General features: G+C 71.5%; 20 protein-coding genes. 4 read left to right on the top strand and 16 right to left on the bottom strand.

Annotated features, from left to right (window positions below):
- Nucleotides 1-10 precede the first annotated feature (10 nt).
- From G7072_RS19775 to G7072_RS10520, 10 genes are all read right to left on the bottom strand, one after another.
- A complete protein-coding gene (locus tag G7072_RS19775) occupies nt 11-877 on the bottom strand; it encodes a hypothetical protein (RefSeq protein ID WP_206063076.1) in 867 nt (288 codons plus the stop codon).
- The gene (locus G7072_RS10480; RefSeq protein ID WP_166086113.1) at nt 864-1,406 is read right to left on the bottom strand and encodes a hypothetical protein; all 543 of its coding nucleotides are present in this window, start codon (nt 1,404-1,406) and stop codon (nt 864-866) included. The genes G7072_RS19775 and G7072_RS10480 overlap by 14 nt, the downstream gene beginning before the upstream one ends.
- Entirely contained in the window at nt 1,403-2,662 is a 1,260-nt protein-coding gene (locus G7072_RS10485) for an MlaD family protein (protein ID WP_166086115.1), read from the bottom strand. The genes G7072_RS10480 and G7072_RS10485 overlap by 4 nt, the downstream gene beginning before the upstream one ends.
- A complete protein-coding gene (locus G7072_RS10490) occupies nt 2,659-3,855 on the bottom strand; it encodes an MCE family protein (RefSeq protein ID WP_206063077.1) in 1,197 nt (398 codons plus the stop codon). Before G7072_RS10490 ends, G7072_RS10485 begins: the two co-directional genes overlap by 4 nt.
- Complete coding sequence (locus G7072_RS10495) at nt 3,852-5,108, bottom strand: MCE family protein (RefSeq protein ID WP_166086118.1); 1,257 nt, start codon at nt 5,106-5,108, stop codon at nt 3,852-3,854. The genes G7072_RS10490 and G7072_RS10495 overlap by 4 nt, the downstream gene beginning before the upstream one ends.
- A complete protein-coding gene (locus tag G7072_RS10500; protein WP_166086120.1) occupies nt 5,105-6,085 on the bottom strand; it encodes an MCE family protein in 981 nt (326 codons plus the stop codon). The genes G7072_RS10495 and G7072_RS10500 overlap by 4 nt, the downstream gene beginning before the upstream one ends.
- A complete protein-coding gene (locus G7072_RS10505; RefSeq protein WP_166086122.1) occupies nt 6,082-7,167 on the bottom strand; it encodes an MCE family protein in 1,086 nt (361 codons plus the stop codon). The genes G7072_RS10500 and G7072_RS10505 overlap by 4 nt, the downstream gene beginning before the upstream one ends.
- The gene (locus G7072_RS10510) at nt 7,164-8,525 is read right to left on the bottom strand and encodes an MCE family protein (protein ID WP_166086124.1); all 1,362 of its coding nucleotides are present in this window, start codon (nt 8,523-8,525) and stop codon (nt 7,164-7,166) included. The genes G7072_RS10505 and G7072_RS10510 overlap by 4 nt, the downstream gene beginning before the upstream one ends.
- Before the next feature lie 22 nt (nt 8,526-8,547).
- Nucleotides 8,548-9,330 carry an ABC transporter permease gene (locus G7072_RS10515; protein ID WP_346766230.1) on the bottom strand — a complete coding sequence of 261 codons (783 nt, stop codon included), beginning with the start codon at nt 9,328-9,330 and terminating at the stop codon, nt 8,548-8,550.
- Nucleotides 9,331-9,394: 64 nt separating this feature from the next.
- Nucleotides 9,395-10,168 (bottom strand): ABC transporter permease, encoded by a 774-nt coding sequence (locus tag G7072_RS10520; protein WP_166086128.1) that lies wholly within the window; start codon nt 10,166-10,168, stop codon nt 9,395-9,397.
- A gap of 305 nt (nt 10,169-10,473) precedes the next feature.
- On the opposite strand from G7072_RS10520, the gene G7072_RS10525 reads away from it, so the two are divergent.
- A complete protein-coding gene (locus tag G7072_RS10525; protein WP_166086130.1) occupies nt 10,474-11,142 on the top strand; it encodes a calcium-binding protein in 669 nt (222 codons plus the stop codon).
- A gap of 119 nt (nt 11,143-11,261) precedes the next feature.
- Nucleotides 11,262-11,912, top strand: a complete 651-nt coding sequence (locus tag G7072_RS10530; RefSeq protein WP_166086132.1) for a calcium-binding protein — start codon at nt 11,262-11,264, stop codon at nt 11,910-11,912.
- Nucleotides 11,913-12,050: 138 nt separating this feature from the next.
- On the opposite strand, the gene G7072_RS10535 is transcribed toward G7072_RS10530, so the two are convergent.
- From G7072_RS10535 to uvrB, 3 genes are all read right to left on the bottom strand, one after another.
- Nucleotides 12,051-13,061 carry a TerC family protein gene (locus G7072_RS10535; protein WP_166086133.1) on the bottom strand — a complete coding sequence of 337 codons (1,011 nt, stop codon included), beginning with the start codon at nt 13,059-13,061 and terminating at the stop codon, nt 12,051-12,053.
- Nucleotides 13,062-13,127: 66 nt separating this feature from the next.
- On the bottom strand, nt 13,128-13,580 hold the full coding sequence (locus G7072_RS10540; protein ID WP_166086135.1) for a VOC family protein: 453 nt from the start codon (nt 13,578-13,580) through the stop codon (nt 13,128-13,130).
- Nucleotides 13,577-15,685, bottom strand: a complete 2,109-nt coding sequence (gene uvrB, locus G7072_RS10545; RefSeq protein ID WP_166086137.1) for an excinuclease ABC subunit UvrB — start codon at nt 15,683-15,685, stop codon at nt 13,577-13,579. The genes G7072_RS10540 and uvrB overlap by 4 nt, the downstream gene beginning before the upstream one ends.
- A 94-nt stretch (nt 15,686-15,779) precedes the next feature.
- Between uvrB and G7072_RS10550 the strand changes: the two genes are divergently transcribed.
- Nucleotides 15,780-17,048, top strand: a complete 1,269-nt coding sequence (locus G7072_RS10550; protein ID WP_240916872.1) for a phospholipase D-like domain-containing protein — start codon at nt 15,780-15,782, stop codon at nt 17,046-17,048.
- Between the two features lie 152 nt (nt 17,049-17,200).
- Here the strand turns inward: G7072_RS10550 and G7072_RS10555 are convergent, their stop codons facing one another.
- The 3 genes from G7072_RS10555 to G7072_RS10565 all read right to left on the bottom strand — a co-directional run bounded on the left by G7072_RS10555 (nt 17,201) and on the right by G7072_RS10565 (nt 21,000).
- A complete protein-coding gene (locus tag G7072_RS10555) occupies nt 17,201-17,629 on the bottom strand; it encodes a hypothetical protein (RefSeq protein WP_166086141.1) in 429 nt (142 codons plus the stop codon).
- 213 nt (nt 17,630-17,842) lie between these two features.
- Nucleotides 17,843-20,038 (bottom strand): DEAD/DEAH box helicase, encoded by a 2,196-nt coding sequence (locus G7072_RS10560; protein ID WP_166086143.1) that lies wholly within the window; start codon nt 20,036-20,038, stop codon nt 17,843-17,845.
- Nucleotides 20,035-21,000 (bottom strand): DNA-3-methyladenine glycosylase 2 family protein, encoded by a 966-nt coding sequence (locus tag G7072_RS10565; RefSeq protein WP_166086145.1) that lies wholly within the window; start codon nt 20,998-21,000, stop codon nt 20,035-20,037. Before G7072_RS10565 ends, G7072_RS10560 begins: the two co-directional genes overlap by 4 nt.
- 41 nt (nt 21,001-21,041) lie before the next feature.
- Between G7072_RS10565 and G7072_RS10570 the strand changes: the two genes are divergently transcribed.
- Nucleotides 21,042-22,646 carry an ATP-dependent DNA ligase gene (locus tag G7072_RS10570; protein ID WP_166086147.1) on the top strand — a complete coding sequence of 535 codons (1,605 nt, stop codon included), beginning with the start codon at nt 21,042-21,044 and terminating at the stop codon, nt 22,644-22,646.
- Nucleotides 22,647-22,653 lie beyond the last annotated feature (7 nt).

Genomic DNA, 22,653 nt, shown 5'->3' on the forward strand with positions numbered 1-22,653 from the left:
GTCCAGCCTGTCAGGCGGTCGGGAAGGTGATGTCGTCGATGAGCCACTCACCGTCGCCGTCGCGCACGACGGTGACGTTGGCGCGGTCCTGCAGGATCCGTTGCCGCGGCGAGTCCGCCGTGTACGTCGTGCGGTTGAGGAAGACCAGCGTCTCCACCTCGTCCGGCGTCTCGGAGACGACCGAGACGGCCACCACGGTCGCCTCCTGGGTCCGCTCCTGCTCGAGCGCCCGGTCCCGGATGGTCTCCACGGTGGGGAGGTACTCCTCGGCGAAGGAGTCGGTCATCAGCGCCGACGCCGCGTCGAGGTCCTCCTCGAAGGTCGTGTAGTCGTAGCTCAGCAGCCGCTCCAGGTGGCCGGGCACCGTCGCCCGCGCGGCCCGGCCGGCCTCGCCCGAGGCCTCGCGCTCGAACGCGTCGCGCCACGCAAGCACGGCGAGCGCGCCGAGGACCAGCGTGACGACGAGGCTCAGCGCCACTACCGCGAGCAGCACGGCCCGGGGCCGACCCGTCAGACGTGCGCGTGACGTGGACGGCCGGCCCGCGGTCGCCGTACCGGCTTCCGCCTCGGGCGTCCCCGCTGCCTGCGCGGTGCCCGACCCGGTCGCCCGTGCCGCGGTCCGGGCCGGCCGGGGGCTCCGGCGCCGCACGCGGCTCTTCGCGGACGGGGCCGCCGCGGGGGCGGCTCCGGGCGCCGCCGCCGCGGTCAGGTCGCTCTGGCACCAGCGGCACTTGATCGCCGCGACCCGGATCGTCTCGGCGCAGTAGGGGCACGCCTTGGTGGCGCCGTCGCCGAGGTCGGCGTCCGCGCCTCCCCCGTCGCCGGGTCCGACGCCCTCGAAGCCGGTCACGCCCGGCGGGGTCTCAGGCCTGCTCATCGATGAACTCCAGCTGGCTGGTCAGCCACCGGCCGTCAACCTTCGACACGGTGACCTGGAGGCGGTACTGACGCGGCTGCGGCGTCTCGGCGCTGGTGTTGGTGACCTGGGCGTCCATGACGATCAGCACGCGGGCCTCGTCGTCGCGCCGTTCGAGCAGCCCGGCGCCGCCCTGCGGGATGGTGGGCACCTGGACCGACTCGTTGCTCTCGATGAGCTGGCGCAGCGCCTCCTCGCTCTCGTCGAACTGGCGCGCGAAGTCGCCCGTCGCACCGGCCTCGACCTTCGCCACGAAGGCGTCGACGTCGCGGTAGTCGACCGAGGCCCAGTTGAGCGTCTGCAGGGTGGCGGCGTTCAGCGCCGCACGGTCCTCGGCCGCCGCGGCGACCGCGGCGTCGCGCTCGCGGTCCTGCCACACGTAGAGACCGACGGCGACCAGCACGGGCAGGAGCGCGGCGAGGCCGACCCGCACCCACCAGCCGCGGGAGCGCTGTGCGGTCGTCGGACCCCCTGCCTCGGGGCCGGTCACTTCTCGAGGGTGGGACCGAGGAGCATCCACTTCCACGCATCGCCTCCGTAGACGTCGGCCGGGCCCTGGGAGCCGCCCAGGCCGCTGACCTCGACCTCCTGATCGCTGCCGAGCACGCTACCGGTGCGCGGGTCGTACGGCGCCACCCGGTAGGAGCGGGTGCGCGGCGCCGGGGCGTAGTTCGAGCCGCGGCTCGTGTACGGCGAGGGCGAGGCGCAGCGGGCCTTGAGGTAGATGGGTGCGTCCTTGGTGTTGTACGGCGAGCGCCACCGGCTCGGCGGGAGGTAGCCCTTCGTGCAGGGGGGCGGCTCGTTGGTGTACTCGAGGTGCACGTGCCCGAAGCCGTCGCGGGTCGTGCCGGTGAAGCCGCTGGCGATGACCACCGGGTAGGTGACCAGCAGCTGCTCGACCGAGGCGAGCCGGGCGACCGTGACCTGGTTGACGGTGACGAGGTTGCCGAGCAGGACGGGGAAGGTCGGCTCGAGGTCGGTCATCAGCCCCTCGAGCTGGGCGGCCGCCCCGGGACCGCCCTGGAGGACCGCGCGCACGTCGTCGTCGCTGCGCCGCAGCGCCCCGGTGACCTCGGCGAGGCCGGAGGCGAAGTCGCGGATGCTGCCCGCGTTGTCCTGCTGGGTCTGCAGCACGGTGCGGCCGTCGGTGAGCAGGTCGATGGTGGCGTCCTGGTTCTCCTGGGCCGCGGTCACGAGCTCCGAGCTGCTGTCGAGCAGGTCGCCCAGCGGCCGGCCGGTGCCGGAGAACGCCAGGCCGAGCTCCTCGACGGTGGTGCGCAGGCTGCCCTTGTCGACGGAGCGGACGAACTGGTCGAGGTCGACCAGCAGGTCGCCCTCGTCGGTGGGCAGGGAGTCGCGGTCGCCCTCGATCGTGTCGCCGTCGCCCAGGTAGGGCCCCTCGTCGTCGGGCGGCTCGAAGTCGAGGTACTGCTCCCCCACCGCCGAGCCGTTGTGGACGAAGACCGCCGCGTCGGTCGGCACCTTCGCCTCGTCCTCCAGCGCGAGCGAGACCGCCACCCGGTCGTCGTCGGGCGACATCGCCGCGACCTTGCCGATCTGCACGCCCCGATAGGTCACCTCGCTGCCCTCGTAGAGCCCGCCGCTGGCCGGGAGCAGTGCGGTCACGGTGTAGCCGCGGCCGAGGAGGCGGTCGACGAGCCCGAGGTAGTTGGCGCTGGCGTAGACGATGCCGACGGCGCTCAGCACGACGAAGGCGATGAGGCGTCGCTTGATCCCGGTGGTCATCGCACCCCCACCCCCGGGAGGCCGAGACGGCCGCCGCCGCCGCCGTTATCTCCGCCACCGCCACCGCCACCGCCGCCGTTGCCGCCGCCGAGCAGCCCACCGAGGGGGTTGCCCGGGTCGAGGGGCAGCCCGCCGAGCGGGTCGTCGGGGTCGACCGGCAGCTCCGGCAGGTCGGTGCCGGAGGGCTGCTGGTTCTGGAACAGGTTGTTGAGGTCGGCGCTGAAGACGATGGAAGTGTTGGCGTAGTCGCCGTAGACGATGTCGTTGGACTCGATGGGGAACGGGAAGCTGATGAGCAGCCCGAGCGCCTCGGGGATCTGGTCGTCGACGTCGGCGATCTCGCGGACGATGGGCTCGAGGTGCCGCAGCGACTTCAGCAGGTCCTCCTTGGTGGCCCCGACCACGCGGGTGCCGACCACGCCGAGCCGGTCCAGCGCCCGGAGCATCGCGATCAGCTGGTCGTGCTGGTCGGCCAGGACGGTGACGGCGGGACCGAGCTCGTCGAGCGCGGTGACGACCGTGCGCTTCTCCCGGTTGAGCGTGGAGGCCAGCCCGTTGAGCGACTCCAGCGCCGAGATGATGTCCTCCTTCTGCTCGTCCAGGCCTCCGACGAGGGTGTCGAGCTCGCGCAGCACGCTGCGGACCCGGTCCTGGCGGCCGTCGAAGACGGCGTTGAGCTCGCGGGTGATGATCTCCAGCTGACCGACGCCGCCCCCGTTGAGCAGCAGCGACAGGGCCCCGAGGACCTCCTCGAGCTCGGGGTTGCGGCCGGTCTGCTCGAGCGGCAGGACGTCGCCGTCACCGAGCCGCCCACCACCACCCCCGTCCCCACGCTCGGCCGGCACCAGCTCGACGTACTTCTCGCCCAGCAGGCTGGTCTGGCGGATGTCGGCGTACACGTCGGCGGGCAGCTCGACGTCGTCCTGGATGCGCAGCGTCGCGGTGGCGTGCCAGCCCTCGCGGCCGAGCTCGACGACCTCGCCCACCGTCACGTCGTTGACCTTCACCGGCGAGCGCGGCACGAGGTTGAGCACGTCGCGGAACTCGGCGGTGACCGTGAACGAGTTGTCGTCGTCGACCGGGGAGCCCGGCAGCGGCAGGTCGTAGGCCTCGCAGCCGCTCAGCGACAGCGCGCCGAGCAGCGACACCACGACCGCGGTCGCCGTACGTCGACGGGGGGCGTGCGCGCTCATGCGGCACCTCCCAGCAGCTCGTGGAGGTCGTCGGAGGAGGAGCGGGTCGAGCCGTAGGTGACCCCCGGCGCGGAGCGACCGAGCGAGCCGCCGCCCAGCCCGTCGCGCAGGTTGCCGCCGAGGCCACCGAGGTCGCCGAGGTCGCCGGGCAGCTCCGGCAGGCCCGGGCCCGAGGCGCCGTCCTGGACGGGTCCGAGGAGCGCCTCGAAGAGCTCGCACGCGAGGTCGGCCTGGTCCACCTCGCCCTGGCGGGCGAGGGCGCACAGGAAGCCGTCGAGGTCGCGGCGGTTGCCCTCGAAGGTCAGCCGCGACCCGATGCTGCCCGACTTGGGGTCGAACGCCACGGCGAGGTTGCCGATCGAGCTCGGGGCGATGTCGAGGACGGTGCGCAGGGTGTCGGACTCGTCGCCGAGGATGCGCACGATGCGGGTCAGGTCCTCGATGTCCTTGACCAGCAGCTCGCGGTTGTCGCGCACGAAGCGCTCCACCTTGCCCAGCACCCCGGCCAGGTTGGACAGCGCGGCGGTCAGCTCCTCCTTCTCACCGGCGAGCTGCTGCGACACCGCGCCGAGGTCCTCCATGAAGGCACCGACGGCCTGGTCGTTCTCGGCCAGCGCCGTGGAGAACTCCTGCAGGCCGCGCACGGTCGCGAAGAGGTCGCCGCTGCCGTCGCCGAAGACCTTCACGGCCTTCGACAGGTTCACCACCGTGGTGTTGATCCGCCTGCCGTTGCCGTCGAGGAACTTCGCGCCCGCGCCGAGCACGTTGTCGAGGGTGCCGTCGCGGTTGACGCCGTTGGGGCCCAGCGCCCGGGTGAGGTCGGAGAGGCTGCGGTAGATGCGGTCCAGCTCGATGGGGGTGCCGGTGTCCTCGACGGCGATCTCGTCGCCGTCCTCGAGCTCGGGGCCGTCGGTGTAGACGGGGGTCAGCTGGACGAACCGGTCGGCGGTCAGCGTCGGGGTGATGATCACGGCCTGGGCGTCGGCGGGGACCTGGTAGTCGTCGTCGTACTCCATCTCGACGCGCACGGTGCTGCCCTCGGGGATGACCGCGGTCACCTCCCCGACGGGGATGCCCAGGATCCGCACCTCGGAGCCGGGGAAGATCTGCACGGCCCGCGAGAAGCTGGCCGAGACCTCGCGGGTGCCGCCGCCGGGGCGCAGCAGCACCACGAGACCGATGACCAGCAGGCCGGCGAGGACCGCCGCGAGCGGGCGGGGGACGCGGCGGAAGCCGCTCGTGACGGCGTTCACCGGTCGACCTCCGGGGTGAACTGGCCGGTGACCAGGTTGCCGAGGTTCGAGGCGTAGGCGTCGAACCACGGTCCGGTGCCGATGACGTTGGAGAGGATCCGCACGTAGGGGCCGAGGTTGTGGATGCTGGCCTGCACGTCCTTCTCGCGGCGCACCAGCGTCTGGGTGACGGTCCGCAGGTCGGCGAGCATCGGGCCGATCTGCTCCTGGTTGTCGTCGACCAGCCCGCCCAGCTCGCGCGACAGGCTGGCGGTGTTGAGCAGCAGCCGGTGGATGGCCTCGCGGCGGTTGCGCAGCTCCGAGAGGATCAGCTCGCCCTTGCGGATCAGCTGGACCACGTCGCCCTTGCGGTCGGCCAGCAGGGTGCTGACCCGGTTGGCGCGCTGCAGCAGCGACGCGATCTCGGTGTCGCGGCTCGCGATGGTCGTCGACAGCCGGCTGAGGCCCTCGAACGTCGCGGTGGCCTCGTCGCTGCTGCGGTTGAGGGTGTCGCCCACGCTGGTGAGCGCGTCCTGCAGCTGCGGGATGTCGATGCTCTCGGTGGTGTCGGAGAGCTCGGTGAAGACCCGGACGATGTCGTAGCTGGAGTCGGTGCGCTCCAGCGGGATGGTGCTGCCCGGCTCGGCCTTCTCCTCGCCGAGCGGGGTGAGGTCGATGTACTTCTCGCCGAGCAGGTTGAGCACCTCGATGGCGGCGGTGCTGTCCGCGCCGAACTCGACGCCGGGGTCGAGGGTGAAGTGGGCGACGACGTACTCCCCGCGCAGCTCGACCTCGCTGATGCGGCCGACGTCGATGCCGGCGATCTGCACCATGTTGCCGCGGTGCAGTCCGCTGGCGTCGCCGAACTCGGCCTGGAACGAGGCCCCGCGGAAGCCGGGGAACTTCTGCAGGTTCATCGCCGCGGCGAGCAGCAGCACCGCGACCAGGACGGCGTACAGGCCGATCCGGGCGACCTGGGCGTCGCTGCGGCCCCTCATCGGTAGCACCTCTCGGCGTCCGACTTGAGCTTGATCGTCCGCAGCTGGTTCGCGAGGTCCCGCAGCCCGGGCAGCTCCTGCACCAGCGGGGCGGGCAGCTGGATGTCGGCGTTGGCGCCGCAGACGAAGTAGTTGTACCAGGAGCCGTAGGTGCCGGTGCGGGTCTGGTCGGCGAGCATCTCGGGCAGGTTGGTGAGGATCGTGTTCAGCACCGCACGGGTGTCGTCGCGCGAGAGCACGGCGGCCAGCCGCCGCAGCTGGGCGATGTCACGCTTGATGAGCGGGCGCCCGTCGCGCAGCAGGTCGGCCAGCACCTGCGTCAGGTTGCCGATGTTGACCACCGAGCGGCCGATCTGGACGCGGTCCTCGGCGAGGCCGCCCACCCAGCGGCGCAGCTCGCTGATGAGCTGGGTCAGCTCCCGGTGCCGGCTGTCGACGGTGCCGAGCAGCTCGTCGAGGTTGGAGATCGTCTGGCCCACGAGCTCGTCGCGGTTGGCGATGGCGGTCGTCAGCGAGGCGGTCTCCTGCATGAGGCTCTCGACCGTGCCGCCCTCCCCTTGGAGCACCTTGACCAGGTTGAGCGAGAGGTCGTTGACCTCGGCCGGGTCGAGCGCCGAGAACAGCGGGGCGAAGCCGTTGTAGAGGGCGGTCAGGTTCAGCGCCGGCGTGGTGCGGCTCATCGGGATCGTGGCGCCGGGCTCGAGCTCCGCCACCTCGCCCGCACCGTCCGGGTCCCCCTCCTCCACCGCGAGGTAGCGGTCGCCGACGAGGTTGAGGTAGCGGATCTCCACCTGCGTGGCCTCAGTGAGCGGCAGGTCCTCGGCGACGGAGAACTCGACCTGGGCGCGGTCGGTGTCGACGATCTCGACGCCCTGCACCTTGCCGAGCACGACGCCGGCGACGCGCACGTCGTCGCCCTTCTGGATGAGGCTGGCGTCGGAGAAGACCGCGGAGTAGGTCTCGGTGGGACCGGTGCCGAGCTTGCCCATGATCGCCACCAGGGTGCCGGTGACGATCAGGGAGATCACGGTGAAGAAGGCGAGCTTGCTGCCGTCGATCAGCGTGCGGCGGTTGACGCTCACGGCGTCGCCACCTCCCCGGTGCGCACCATGGGCCCGAGCATGTACGTCGACAGGGCCGGGATCGCGCTGGTGCTGCGGCCGGTGCTGAGGCTGAGCAGCGACGTCGTGGCGGCCCGGTTGCTCCGGGTGCTGGTCGGGTCCACGCTGCTGAACGGGGTGGACTGGCCCGACAGCGCCTCGATGAGGTCGGCCAGGAACGTCGGTCCGGGCTCGGCGCCGTCCGGGAAGTAGGAGTTGCCGGCGCCGGCCTTGCTGTCCAGGTCGGTGCCGTTGCGCAGGTCGAGCCCGGGCCAGGGCTCGGGGTAGTTGTTCGGCAGCCCGTAGCAGCGCGGGCCGCGGGTGTCGGCGTACTCGGGGCGGTCGCGCTGGTCGTAACCGCGGCGCTGCGTGGTCGGGAACTCGATGTACTGCTTGACCAGGCCGCCCTCGAAGGTCTTCGCCAGCACCGGCTTGTACGCCGCGATGCCGCGCAGCAGGCACTCGTACTCCGGGGAGTACTTGTCGAGCAGCGACAGGATCGGCTCCGAGGTGCGCACGGCCCGGATCGCGTCGCCCTCGTTGTCCTCGAGGATGCGCGCGGTGACGTCGGAGAGGTCGGTGACGTCGGTCAGCAGGCCCGCCAGCTGGTCCTTCTCGCTCGTGACGGTGCGCGCGGTGACGGTGAGGTTGCCGAGGACCTCCACCAGGTCGGGGGCGGCCAGGTCGTAGGTGCCGGCGACCGAGGCGAGCAGGCGCAGGTCGTCCTGGAGCGTGGGGAGGTACTCGTTCATCGTGCCGAGGTAGGTGTCGAACTGCTCGAGGGTGGCCCCGGCCTGCTCGCCGCGGCCGTTGAGCGCACCGGCGAGCGCGTTGAGGGTGGCGCTGAGGTCCGCCGGGCGGACGGTGCGCAGCAGCGGGAAGAGCCGGGTGAGCACGGTGCTCAGCTCGACGGTGGTGTAGACGCGGTCGGCCGGGATGACGGTGCCGTCCTCGACGCCCATCCGTCCGGGGTCCTTCGGCGGCACCAGCGAGACGAACTTCCGGCCGAACAGCGTGGTCGGCAGGATGCTGGCGTCGACGTTCGACGGGATGACCTCGGCTGACTCGGGCTCGAGCCCCAGCGTGATGACCGCCTGGTCGCCGGTCTGGTCGATGTCACGGATCTGCCCGACCAGGACGCCGTCGTAGCGCACGTCGCCGTACTTCGCGAGCTGGAGGCCGGCCCGGTCCGCCTCCAGCGTCACCGTGGTGACGGTCGAGAAGGTCTTGGTGTAGATCGCGATGGAGAGCCCGATGAGCAGGGCGGAGACGGCGATGAAGACGACGCCGGCCACCATGAGGCGGGCGTTCTCCTTCGGGTCGTTGTCGCGTCGCGTCATCACGAACACGTGACCACCCCGCTCACCCGGTGATCCGGACGGTCGTGGTGGAGCCCCAGATGGCGAAGCTGAGGAAGAAGTCGGCCACCACGATGGTGACGATCGAGGTCCGGATGGCGCGTCCCACGGCGAGCCCGACGCCGGCCGGTCCCCCGCTGGCGCTGTAGCCGTAGTAGCAGTGGATGAGGATGACCAGCACCGCGAGCACGATGAGCTTGAGGAAGCTGTAGAAGACGTCCTGGGGTGGCAGGAAGACCAGGAAGTAGTGGTCGTAGGTGCCCGCGGACTGGCCGAAGATGAACACCGTGATCAGGCGCGGCGAGAGGTAGGAGGCGAACAGCGCCACGATGTAGAGCGGGATCACGGCCAGGAACGCCGCGATCATCCGGGTGGTCACCAGGAACGGCAGCGACGGGATGCCCATGACCTCGAGGGCGTCGATCTCCTCGGAGATGCGCATGGAGCCCAGGCGGGCGGTGTAGCCGCACCCCACGGTGGCGGCCAGCGCGATCGCCGAGACCAGGGGCGCCACCTCGCGGGTGTTGAAGTAGGCCGAGATGAACGCGGTGAACTTCGAGACGCCGATCTGGCTGAGCGAGGCGTAGCCCTGCAGGCCGACCTCGGTGCCGGCGAAGAAGGCCAGGAAGGCGATGACCCCGACCGTGCCGGCGATCATCGACAGCCCGCCGGAGCCGAAGGCGACGTCGGCCAGGATGTTGAGGATCTCGCGCTTGTAGCGCCGGATCGCCCGCGGGGCCCAGGCGATGGCCCGGATGTAGAACAGCAGCTGGTCGCCGTACTCCATGAGGCGGTCGCGCCGTCCCTTGATGACGGCGGCTCCGAACGACGACAGGGCGGACATCAGCGCATCACAGCCCCTGCTGCGGGACGACCTGGAAGTACACCGCGGTCATCAGGGCGTTGATGAAGAACAGCAGCATGAAGGTGACGATGACCGCCTCGTTGACCGCACGCCCGACGCCGGAGGGGCCGCCCCCGGCCGAGAGCCCCTTGTAGGACCCGACGATGGCGGCGAGCCACCCGAAGATGGCGGCCTTGACCAGCGCGATGACCAGGTCCGCGAGCGTCGCGAGCGCGGTGAAGGAGGCGAGGAACGAGCCCGCCGAGCCGCCGCTGACGATGACGTTGAAGAAGTAGCCGCCCCCGATGCCGGCCGCGATGACGATGCCGATGATCAGGACCGAGACGAAGACCGTGGCGGCGACCCGCGGGACGACGAGACGGTAGAGCGGGTCGACGCCGAGGACCTCCATGGCGTCGATCTCCTCGCGGATCTTGCGGGCGCCGAGGTCGGAGCAGATCGCCGAGCCGGCGGCCCCCGAGATGATGAGCGCCGCCGCGATCGGCGCCGCCTCACGCACCGTGGCGAGCACCGCGGTGGCCCCGGCGAAGGACTCGGCACCGAGCTGACCGGTGAGGTTGCCGACCTGGAGCGAGATGACCGCGCCGAACGGCACGGAGACCAGGATCGTGGGCATCAGGGTCACGCTCAGGACGAACCACGCCTGCTCGACGAACTCGGCCCACTGGAAGGGTCGGCGCCCGAAGCGCTTGGTGACCTCGACGACCATCACCGCGACCTCGCCCGGCCCCTTGAGGGCAGACGTCAGCGTGAGGGCCATCGTCCACCTCCCCGTTGTCAGACCGCAGCGTCAGCACATTAGAACAGGTTCTCGTTTTGCCCGCCAGCGAGTCGCTCCACCGGCCGTCGGAGCGCACCGGACCGCGCGCGACCTGCTGCCCACACGTGCCCGTCACACCCCGATGGGTGGGATTCAACCCGCGGACGGCTGCAGACGTGGGCGAAACCGGGGATTGGAACCGGGACGATCCGGATCAACCTGTGCAGTCGAGCAGGCAACCTCTGGGTCCGTCCCCCCGTCTGGAGGGTGAACCGTCCTCGCACGATCCGGCTCAGGAGGCCACCATGTCCACTCGTCACCGCACGCCCTCGACCGTCGGTCCGTCGTCCCCGCCCCGGGGCACGCACCTCCGACGCACCGCCCCGACCCTGGCCGCCACGCTCCTCGCCCTCGCCGGCGGTGCGGTCGCGGCGAGTGCCGCCGAGCTCGTGGGCACCCGCGGTGACGACACCCTGCGGGGGACGTCGGGGCGCGACGAGATCCGCGGCATCCAGGGCGACGACCGGATCCGTGGCCTCGGCGGTCCGGACGAGGTGTTCGGCGGAGCCGGCAACGACGTCATCCACCTCGGTCCGGGCGTCGAACCCCAGGGATTGAAGGAGCTCGCCGTCGGCGGTGACGGTGGCGACCGCCTCTTCGGCGAGGACGGCGACGACTACCTGGTCGGCGGTCGCGGCAACGACTACATGTCCGGTGGACGTGGACGGGACGACGTCGACGGCCAGACGGGGAACGACCTGATCGTCACCGGTCGTGGGGCCGACTGGGTGCGTTCCGGCACGGGTGTCGACCGTGTCGAGACCGGCTTCGGCGCCGACGAGGTGTACGCCGCGCCCGACGGCGCGGCCGACCAGGTCCTGTGCGGCCCCGGCGTCGACCGGCTGGTCTACGAGCAGCGGGTGGACCCGCGCGACGTCGTCCGCGGGTGCGAGTCCGTCACCGTCAAGGACTGAGCCGAGGCCGAGCAGGTGTGCCAGCCGCCGGAAAAATCATGACACGTCGACAACCCTTCGGGCGCGAGCCTCGTCTGAGACGACGTACCCACCTTCGACCGAACCCTAGGAGGCCACCCATGCCCCTCGCAGAGCTCACCCACCACCGCCGCCGTACGGCGCGGCGCACCACCCTCGTCGCCGGCCTCGCCTCGTCCCTGGCGCTCGGCGTCGTCGGAGTGGCTGCGGCCGCCGACATCACCGGCACGCGCGGCGACGACGTGCTCCGCGGCACCGCGCGCGTCGACGAGATCAAGGCGCTCGCCGGCGACGACCGTGTGTTCGCGGGTGCCGACACCGACAAGGTCGAGGGCGGGTACGGCGACGACGTCCTCCGGCTCGGCCCGGGCACCGACCAGTTCGGGGTCGGCGACCTGGGTCTCGGGGGACCCGGCGCGGACCGCCTCTACGGAGAGGAGGGACCTGACCAGCTCGTCGGCGGTCCCGGACCGGACCTGCTCGACAGCGGGGGCGACGGGGACGGCGCCTTCGGCAAGGACGGCGACGACGTCATCATCACCGGTCTGGGGGCCGACACCCTGGGCCTCGGGTCCGGTCGCGACCGCGCCGAGGCCGGGCCCGGGCGCGACACCATCCTCGCCGACGACGACGGGGTCGTCGACGTCATCCGCTGCGGGCCCGACCGCGACCAGGTCACCTACTCCGAGCGGGTCGACGAGCGGGACCGCCTCAGCGGGTGCGAGGTCGTGTACGTCGAGGACATCGACTAGCCGCGCGGGGACTCGGGGTGCGGGCGCGCGCACCTCGGTCCACCCCGCCGGCTCGACCGCGTCCGGGTGCCCCTGGGGGGAGCCTCCGGACGCGGTCGTGCCGTCGGGGTGAGCCGGGTGACCCGGTGAACCCGGAGATCAGTGGCCGCGGGGGCCGGTGTGCCGGTCGCGCTCCTCGGCGGGCGAGTCCTTCGACGACATCAGGCTGGCGACGGTCGTGACGCCGAGGATGACCACGATGGCGCCGAGCGAGACCACGGTCGGGATGGTGGGAGCCCACTCGATGTGCTCGCCGCCGTTGATGAAGGGCAGCTCGTTCTCGTGCATCGCGGTCAGGATGAGCTTGACGCCGATGAAGCTCAGCAGCACGGCGAGGCCGTAGCTGAGGTAGACCAGGCGCTCGAGCAGGTTGCCGAGCAGGAAGTAGAGCTGGCGCAGCCCCATGAGGGCGAAGATGTTGGCCGTCAGCACGATGTAGGGCTCACGGGTCAGGCCGAAGATGGCCGGGATGCTGTCGAGGGCGAACAGCAGGTCGGTGGTGCCGAGCGCCACGATCACCGCGAACATCGGGGTGAAGAGGAACTTGCCGTTCTCGCGCAGCCAGACCTTGCCGCCGCGGTACTCGTCGGTGTGGGGCAGCACGGTGCGGACCCAGGTGACGAACCGGTTCTCCTGGTACTCGTCCTCGTCCTCCGGTCCTTCCTTGGCCAGCTTCGCGCCGGTGTAGATGAGGAAGGCGCCGAAGAGGTAGAAGACCCAGCTGAAGTTGGCGATGACCGCCGCACCGGCGGCGATGAAGAGGCCGCGGAAGACCAGCGCCAGGATGATGCCGATGAGCAGCGCTTCCTGCTGGTACTCCCGGGGCACGCCGAGCTTGGCCATGATGATGATGAAGATGAAGAGGTTGTCGACCGACAGCGAGTACTCGGTCAGCCAGCCGGCGTAGAACTCCGTGGCGTAGGTGCCGCCCGAGAAGTAGAGGATGCCGAGCCCGAAGACGAGCGCCATGCCGATGTAGGTGCTCAGCGCGATGATGAGCTCGCGCTTGGAGGGCTCGTGCGGGCGACGGCCGACGATGAGGACGTCGAAGGCCAGGATGGCGACGGTCAGACCGATGGTGGTCCACCAGAGCCAGGTGGGAACGTTCATGAGGGCCTTCCGGGACGGTGCGGGCGACGAGGCGAGTCGTGGGGAGCCGGGTCAGTCTCTCACTGTTCAGTCGAGGCAGAACTCGTTGCCCTCGGGGTCGGACATGACGATGAAGGCGGCCCCCATCGGGTCGACGTGGAAGGGCTCGACCACGCGCGCACCGAGGCCCACGAGCCGCTCGGCCTCGGCGTTCAGCGCGGCCTCGCGCTCGGCACCGGTGGTGCCCGGAGCGGCCCGGACGTCGAGGTGGAGCCGGTTCTTGACGGTCTTCGGCTCGGGCACCTTCTGGAAGAACAGCCGCGGCCCACGGCCCTCGGGGTCGCTGACGGCCGACTTGTCGTTCCACTGCTCCTCCGGCACGCCCCACGCCGCCAGTGCCGCGTCCCAGGAGTCGAAGCCGGGCGGCGGCGGGTCGAGGCGGTAGCCGAGCACGTCGGCCCAGAACAGCGACAGCGCTTCGGGGTCGGCGCAGTCGAAGGTCACCTGCACCTCACGGAACTCGCTCGCACGCCCGCTCATCGCGCACCGGCCTCGATCATCTGGCGCAGCTCGCGCTTGAGCTCGGAGATCTCGTCGCGCAGGCGGGCCGCCAGCTCGAACTGCAGCTCGGCGGCGGCCGAGTGCATCTGGTCGGTGAGCTGCTGGACGAGGTCGGCCAGGTCCCCGGACGGCATGCCGGCGATGTCGTCCTTGCGGGCCGTCGACGCCAGGTTCGGCACCGGCGCCTTCTTCGACTTGGTGTCGAGGTGCTGCCAGGTCTGGAGCAGCTGCTCGGTCGACTCGTCCTCGCGGGCGAGCATCTCGGTGATGTCGGCGATCTTCTTGCGCAGCGGCTGCGGGTCGACGCCGTGCAGGGTGTTGTAGGCGACCTGCTTCTCCCGGCGCCGGTTGGTCTCCTCGATGGCGTTCTCCATCGACGGGGTGACCTTGTCGGCGTACATGATGACCTGGCCGGACACGTTGCGTGCGGCACGGCCGATGGTCTGGATCAGGGACTTGTCCGAGCGGAGGAAGCCCTCCTTGTCGGCGTCGAGGATCGCGACCAGCGACACCTCGGGCAGGTCGAGTCCCTCGCGGAGCAGGTTGATGCCGACGAGGACGTCGTACTCCCCCAGCCGCAGCTCGCGCAGCAGCTCGATACGGCGCAGGGTGTCGACCTCGCTGTGGAGGTAGCGGGTGCGGATGCCGGCCTCGAGCAGGTAGTCGGTCAGGTCCTCCGACATCTTCTTGGTCAGCGTGGTGACCAGGACGCGCTCGTTCTTCTCGGTGCGGTCGCGGATCTGGCCGATGAGGTCGTCGATCTGGCCCTTGGTGCTCTTGACGATGACCTCGGGGTCGATCAGGCCGGTGGGGCGGATGATCTGCTCGACGACGTTGCCGACTCCCCCGACCTTGTCGAGCTCGTAGTTGCCCGGCGTCGCCGACAGGTAGATCGTCTGGCCGATGCGCTCGAGGAACTCCTCCCAGCGCAGCGGCCGGTTGTCCATCGCGCTGGGCAGCCGGAAGCCGTGGTCGACGAGGTTGCGCTTGCGGGACATGTCGCCCTCGTACATGCCGCCGATCTGCGGCACCGCGACGTGCGACTCGTCGACGACGAGCAGGAAGTCCTCGGGGAAGTAGTCGAGCAGGGTGTTGGGGGCCGAGCCGCGCGAGCGGCCGTCCATGTGCATCGAGTAGTTCTCGATGCCGGCGCAGGACCCGACCTGGCGCATCATCTCGACGTCGTACGTCGTGCGCATCCTCAGGCGCTGCGCCTCGAGCAGCTTGCCCTGCTTCTCGAACTCGGCGAGCCGGTCCTCCAGCTCGAGCTCGATGCCCTTGATGGCCCGCTCCATGCGCTCGGGACCGGCGACGTAGTGGGTGGCGGGGAAGACGTAGAGCTCGGTGTCCTCGGTCAGCACCTCGCCGGTGACCGGGTGCAGCGACATGAGCTTCTCGATCTCGTCGCCGAACATCTCGATGCGGACCGGGTGCTCCTCGTAGACCGGGAAGATCTCGAGGGTGTCGCCCCGGACCCGGAAGGTCCCGCGGGTGAAGGCGTGGTCGTTGCGGGTGTACTGGATCTCGACGAGCCGGCGCAGCAGGCCGTCACGGTCGACCTCGTCGCCCACGCGCAGACGCACCATGCGGTCGACGTACTCCTGCGGGGTGCCGAGGCCGTAGATGCACGACACCGTCGAGACCACGATGACGTCGCGGCGGGTCAGCAGCGAGTTGGTCGCCGAGTGCCGCAGCCGCTCGACCTCCTCGTTGATCGAGGAGTCCTTCTCGATGTAGGTGTCCGTCTGCGGGACGTAGGCCTCGGGCTGGTAGTAGTCGTAGTAGGAGACGAAGTACTCCACCGCGTTGTTGGGCAGCAGCTGGCGCAGCTCGTTGGCGAACTGCGCGGCGAGCGTCTTGTTGGGCTGCATGACCAGCGTCGGACGCTGCAGCCGCTCGACCGCCCAGGCCACCGAGGCGGTCTTGCCGGTGCCCGTGGCGCCGAGCAGGACGACGTCCTCCTCACCGCCGCGGATGCGCTTCTCGATGTCCTCGATCGCGGTCGGCTGGTCGCCGGAGGGGACGTAGTCGGAGATGACCTCGAACGGGGCCACGCGGCGCTTCAGGTCGGTCACAGGACGCATGGGTCGACCCTACGTCCGCCCTCCGACAGGACGGGAGGAGCGGACGCACGGCCGCCGCGCCCGGGCGGTCGGGTCCCTCTGGAAGGATGCAGGGGTGCAGCCCCGGACCCCGCTCGTCAACCTGCAGCACCCGCTCGTGCGCGCGGCGAGGCGGTTCGTGGGCGTCACCTTCGGGATCCCCGTCGTGGTGGCGCTGCTCATGAGCGTCGTGGACTCCTACCGGCGCCGCGGCAAGAAGCCCAAGCCGTTCCCCACCCGGGCCGCCGAGGAGGTCCCGGTCGGCGACGGCGCGGTGACGACGTACACCTTCGGCCAGGACCTGTACGACGACATGATCGCGGCGATCGAGGGCGCCCAGCGGCAGGTCCTGCTCGAGACCTACATCTGGAAGGCCGACGAGGTCGGCCAGCGGTTCAAGCAGGCGATCATCGACGCCGCCGAGCGGGGCGTCGAGGTGCGGGTCATCTACGACTCCTTCGCCAACCTCGTGGTGCGGCCCGGGTTCAAGCGCTTCCCGGCGCCCGTGCGGGTGCTGGCCTACCCCGTCTACCCGGCCGGCTGGCGCTTCTTCGACCTGCGCCGCTACGGCCGCGACCACCGCAAGATCCTCGTCGTCGACGACACGGTCGGCTTCGTGGGCGGCTACAACATCGGCACCCCCTACGCCACCGAGTGGCGCGACACGCACTGCCGCATCACCGGTCCCGCGGTGGCCGACCTGACGCGGGCGTTCGCCGACTTCTGGAACCTGCACCGCCACCGCCGCTTCCGGCACCGGGAGCCCCCGATGCTGCTGTCGGCGCCCCGGACGTGGGAGCCGCGGATCCGGGTGCACCGCAACATCCCCCGGCTGTGGATCTTCCCGATCCGGGCGATGTACCTCGAGGCCGTCAACCGCGCGCAGCGCAACGTGTGGATGACCCACGCCTACTTCATCCCCGACGAGGGGTTCGTCGACGCCCTCGTAGCCGCCTCCCACCGCGGGGTCGACGTACGCCTGCTGCTGCCGGCGAAGTCGAACCACATCGTGGCCGACTGGATCTCGCGCGGCTACTTCCGGCGGATGCTGCAGGCCGGGGTCTCGATCCACCGCTTCCGCGACGCCATGGTGCACGCCAAGACCGCCACCATCGACGGCAACTGGACCACCATCGGCACCGCCAACATCGACCGGCTGTCGATGACCGGGAACTACGAGGTCAACGTCGAGGTCATCGACCAGTCGCTCGCGCAGGAGATGGAGCGGATCTTCGAGACCGACCTCGGCAACTCGCTGCCGCTGACCATGGCCGAGTGGGAGTCACGCGACGTCTACGCCCGCTTCACCGAGACCATCCTGGTCCCCCTGCGCCCGCTGCTGTAGCGGTGGTCGATCTCGACCGGCTCGATCCAGGGAGCGGGGTGCGCAGCAACCGTCGTCGAGACCCGGCACCGGGCCCGAGCACGGCAGAACCGAGGGAAAAGCACCCCTATCGGGTCCGGAGCGGTGCTTTTCCCTCGGTTCTGTGACGGCGGTCAGGCGCGGTCGGCCGACTTCCGCGACGCGAGCCCCGAGACGAGCAGCGTGAGACCGGCGCCCACGAGCCAGATGTCCTTGGCGATGGCCGTCCCGTCCTGGCTGGGGCGCACGCGCGAGCCGTCCTGCGTCATGCCCGGGGTGTTGAGGTACATCTGCACCAGCCCGCCGCCGAAGGCCGCCAGGCCCGCGCCCGCGACGGTCGAGGGCACGAAGGGCGCGAGCAGCGCCGCGCCGAGAGCGATCTCGCCGGTGCTGATCGTCTGGCCGAAGGCCCTGGGGCTCAGCTTGCCGAGCGCGGGCACGCCGTTGGTCGCCATGCCCTGCAGGCCCGCGGCCGCGTCGTCGGGAAGACCCCGCTTGCCCAGACCGGCGTTCAGGATGAACGCCCCGGTGGCGAGGCGCAGGGGCGCGTGGCTCAGGTTCATGGACTCTCCTCGAGTGAGTGCGGCCCGTCACGGCCGAAGTTGAAGCATCAACGTACCTCGGCGCGATGAGCCCGACACGGATTCGCCACCCCTCGAACCGTTCGTCATACGCCTGGACGGTTTTTCGGCCCGAGAACCGTCCAGGCGTATGACGGAGGCCCTGGCAGGACACCGACGCAGGAGGCCGCACCGGCTCCGGTGTGGCTCGGACTCTCAGCCTTCGACGCCGAGGGTGAGCGGGAGGACCTCGGCGGCGCCGGCGGCGAGAAGGTCCTGGGCCGCCATGGTGAGGGTCCAGCCGGTGCCGACGAGGTCGTCGACGAGCAGCACCCGGCGGCCCTCGAGCGTCTGACCGTCGGCCACGGCGAGACGGAAGCGCCGGTGGACGGCCTTGACCCGCTGGGCGGAGTTGACGGCCCCGGCGCCGGAGGGCACCGACGGGTCGACCACGGCGTACTCCCCCAGCAGCGGCACCTGCAGATAGCGCGACAGCCCCTCGGCCAGGTCGCGCGTCAGGGTCGGGCGGCGCAGCGAGCCGACGTGGACGATGCCGTCGACGCTCGGCTTCCAGTCCCCCAGCACCTCGACGACCGCCCGCGCCAGCGGCACCGGGACGGGGCCGTCGGTGGCCGGCTCGCGGAACAGCTCGCGCAGCGCCTGGCCGTGGCCGAGGTCGGTCAGCCGGGCGACCGCGCGGCCCTCGGAGGCGGGCGCCTTGATCTTGCCCTTGAGGTCGAGCCCCATCGAGTCGAGCGCGGTCGGCCACATCTTGCGCGGGTCGATCGCGACGCCAGGGCGGCTCAGCTGCGCCCGGGCGCTGTCCACCGACGCGTCCGAGACGCCGCCCGGCAGCTCGAGCCCGCCGCAGTTGTCGCAGCGTCCGCACGGAGCGGCGTCGGGGTCGTCGAGCTGGCCGCGGAGGTACTCCATGCGGCAGCGGTCGGTGTCGAGGTAGGCCAGCATCGCGTCGCGCTCGCGCCCCCTGGCCTCGGCGACGCGGCGGTAGCGCTCCTCGTCGTAGCTCCACGGCTGACCGGTCGAGACCCAACCGCCGCGGACCCGCTGCACGGCACCGTCGACGTCGAGCACCTTGAGCATGGTCTCGAGCCGGTTGCGGCTCAGCTCGACCTGCGTCTCGAGCGCCGCCGTCGACATCGCGCCGCCGTGCGCCTCCAGCGCGCCGATGGTCTGACGGACCACGGACTCCGGCGGGAACGCGAGCGAGGCGAAGTAGGCCCAGATGTCGCGGTCCTCGCGCTGCGGCATGAGGACGACGGTGGCCTGGGTCGTGCCACGGCCGGCACGACCGACCTGCTGGTAGTAGGCCACCGGCGACGCCGGCGCCCCGAGGTTGATGACGAAGCCGAGGCTGGCGTCGAAGCCCATCCCCAACGCGCTGGTCGCCACCAGCGCCTTCACCCGTCCGTCGATCAGGTCCTGCTCCAGGGCCTGCCGCTCGGTGGTCTCGGTCTGCCCGGAGTACGCCGCGACGGTGTGGCCGTGCTTGCGCAGGTGCTCGGCGACCTCCTGGGTCGCGGCCACCGTGAGGCAGTAGATGATGCCGCTGCCCGGCAGGTCGCCGAGGTGCTCGGCCAACCACGCCAGGCGCATCTCGGGGACGGGCAGCGTGAGCACCCCGAGCCGGAGCGACTCCCGGTCCAGCGAGCCGCGCAGCACGACGACCTCGTCGGTCGAGCTCGTCGAGACCTCCGGCTGCGGGGCACCGCGCCGGTCGACCTTGCGGTGTCCTGAGCCCGTCGAAGGGCCGAGACCCCCGAGCTGCTCGGCGACGTCGTTCGTCACGCGGGCGTTGGCCGTGGCGGTGGTGGCGAGCACCGGGATGCCGTCGGGCAGCTCGTCGAGCAGCGTGCGGATGCGGCGGTAGTCGGGCCGGAAGTCGTGGCCCCAGTCGGAGATGCAGTGGGCCTCGTCGACCACCAGCAGGCCGGTGGCGCGGGTCAGCGCGGGCAGCACCTCGTCGCGGAAGCCGGGGTTGTTGAGCCGCTCCGGGCTGACCAGCAGCACGTCGATCTCGCCGGCGTTGACCGCGTCCTGGATCGGCTGCCACTGCTCGATGTTGGTCGAGTTGATGGTGGCAGCGCGGATGCCGGCGCGCTCGGCCGCGGCGATCTGGTTGCGCATCAGGGCCAGCAGCGGGCTGACGATGACGGTCGGCCCCCCGCCCTGGGCGCGCAGCAGCGCGGTGGCCACGAAGTAGACCGCCGACTTGCCCCAGCCGGTGCGCTGCACGACGAGGGCGCGCCGCCGCCCGACCGCGAGCGCCTCGATCGCGGTCCACTGGTCCTCCCGCAGCACCGCGTCGTCGCGCCCGACGAGGGCCCGCAGGTGGGCCTCGGCCTGCTCGCGCACCTCCGCGGAGGTCGGGCTGGTCGTCGTGGTCGAGGTCATCGGATGCTCCCGGGGAGGTGGGTTCGAGGTGACATGCGGGCGCCGTGGCGGGGTCGGCGCAGTCCGGCCAGCTCCACCAGGCGTTGGACGCGGTGGCGGTGGCCGGCGTACGGCTCGAGGAGGACGGCGAGCTCGGCGTCGTCGACCGGCTCCCCCGTCAGCACCCAGCCGATGTTGGCGGCGACGTGGTAGTCGCCGAAGCTGACCGAGTCGGCGTCGCCGAGCGCGCGCGAGCGGACCTCGGCGCTGGTCCACACGCCGATGCCGGGCAGGGTGCGCAGCCGTCGGTCGAACTCGACCGGCCCCAGCGTCCCGGCGCGCTCGAGGGCGGTCGCGACCCGGGCGGCGCCGACCAGGGGCCGGGACCGCCCGATGTCGATGTGGACGCGCAGCCAGTCCCAGGACGGGATCATCCGCAGCTGCTTCGGGGTCGGCTGCAGCCACAGGCGTACGGCGGGGTCCGGCTCGCTCGGGGGGCCCGGCGCGCGCTCGCCGTACCGGTGGACGAGCTGGCGGAACCCGGAGAACGCCTCCTGGCCAGTGACCTTCTGCTCGATGATCGCCGGCACCAGCGCCTCCATCACGAGGTCGGTCGCGCCGAGCCGCCAGCTCGAGTGCCGGCGCCAGGCGTCGACGAGCGGGGCGGGCGGCTCGAACCCGGTCGGGTCGTCCTCGGCGCCGAGCATCCGGGGCAGCTGGTCGAGCACCCACGCGGAGCCGGGGCCCCAGGCGGTGGCGTCGACGACCCCGGCCGCCGGGCGGGCCGCGATCCGCAGGCTGGTGGCGCCCTCGGGCGTGCGGATGCCGCGCCAGATCGAGCCGTCGGCGGCGCGGCGGAAGGTGGGGTCCGCGCCTCCGCGCCGGTGGGTGGACAGCACGGCCGCGACCGGGCAGGGCCAGTCCGGGCGCCACTCACGGGTGAGCGGCGCCTCGGAGCCCGTCCCTGAGGTCCCTGGCGTCATGGCCGCAGAGTATGTCGGTGGGCCCGGACACAATGGACCGCATGCTGCTCGCCCGACTCGTCTCCGTCTCCTCCGAGGTCAGCGCCACGTCGTCCCGGCTGGCCAAGCGCGACCTGATCGCCGCGCTGCTCACGGAGGCGGCGGCGCCCTTCGGGCCGTCGGCCTCCGCGGAGCTGCCCGGGAGCGACGACGCGTCCGGCAGCGGCGAGGACACGGTCGACCTGGTGGCGACGTACCTCTCGGGCACGCTGCGCCAGCGCCGCACCGGGGTCGGCTACCGCGGGCTGGCCTCGCTGCCCGAGCCGGCGTCCGACCCGAGCCTGACGGTCGCCGAGGTCGACGCGCGCCTGGAGGCGATCAGCCGGCTCGAGGGTCCGGGGTCGGCCGGCCGTCGCCGCGACGAGGTGGCCTCGCTGTTCGGAGCGCTGACCGCGCCCGAGCAGGACTACCTCCGCGCCCTCATGACCGGCAACGTGCGCCAGGGCGCGCTCGACTCGGTGATGCTCGACGCGATCGCCCAGGCCGCCGGCCTGCCCGCCAAGGCCGTACGACGCGCCGCGATGTTCAGCGCGCCGACCGGTCCGGTCGCGCGGGCCGCACTCTTCGGCGGCGCGGAGGCGTTGGAGGCCTTCACGATGGTCGTCGGGCGACCGGTGCGCCCGATGCTCGCCGGCTCGGCGCCCGACGTGACTGGTGCGGTGGAGAAGGTCGGCGGCGCCTTCGCGGTCGACACCAAGCTCGACGGCATCCGCATCCAGGTGCACAAGCAGGGCGACGACGTCAGCGTCTTCACCCGCAGCCTCGACGAGATCGGGTCCCGGCTGCCCGAGGTGGTGGCGGTCGCGCGCTCGCTGGAGGCCACCGACCTGATCCTCGACGGCGAGGCGCTGACCGTCGACGAGGACGGCCGACCCCGGCCCTTCCAGGAGACGGCCTCGACGACCTCCACCCAGACCCGTGAGTCCGTCGGGGCAGAGCCGGCGCGCGGCGTACGTCCCTTCTTCTTCGACCTGCTGCTGCACGGGTCCGACTCGATGCTGGAGGCGGCGACCGCGGACCGCCTCGACCGGCTGGACGCGACCGTGCCGGAGGAGTTCCGTGCGGCGCGGCTGGTGACGGAGTCGGTCGAGGAGGCGCAGGCGTTCTTCGACCGGGTCGTCGGCGAGGGCCAGGAGGGCGTGGTCGTGAAGCGGCTGGACGCGCCGTACGACGCCGGCCGGCGCGGGTCGGGGTGGGTGAAGGTGAAGCCGCGGCACACCCTCGACCTCGTGGTGCTCGGCGTGGAGTGGGGCAGCGGCCGGCGCCGCGGCACCCTGTCGAACATCCACCTCGGCGCCCGTGACGGAGACGGCTTCGTCATGCTCGGCAAGACCTTCAAGGGCATGACCGACGAGATGCTGGCCTGGCAGACCGAGCGGTTCCTGTCCCTCGAGACCCACCGCGAGGACCACGTGGTCTTCGTCCGGCCCGAGCAGGTCGTCGAGATCGCCTTCGACGGGGTGCAGCGCTCGACCCGCTACCCCGGTGGCGTGGCGCTGCGCTTCGCGCGCGTGCTGCGCTACCGCGACGACAAGCCCCTGACGGAGGTCGACACGATCGCAGGCGTGCAGGCGTTCCTCGCCGGATCGGCGTCCTCGGAGGGGTAGTCCCGCC

The sequence above is a fragment of the Nocardioides sp. HDW12B genome, assembly GCF_011299595.1.
GTDB lineage: Bacteria > Actinomycetota > Actinomycetes > Propionibacteriales > Nocardioidaceae > Marmoricola_A.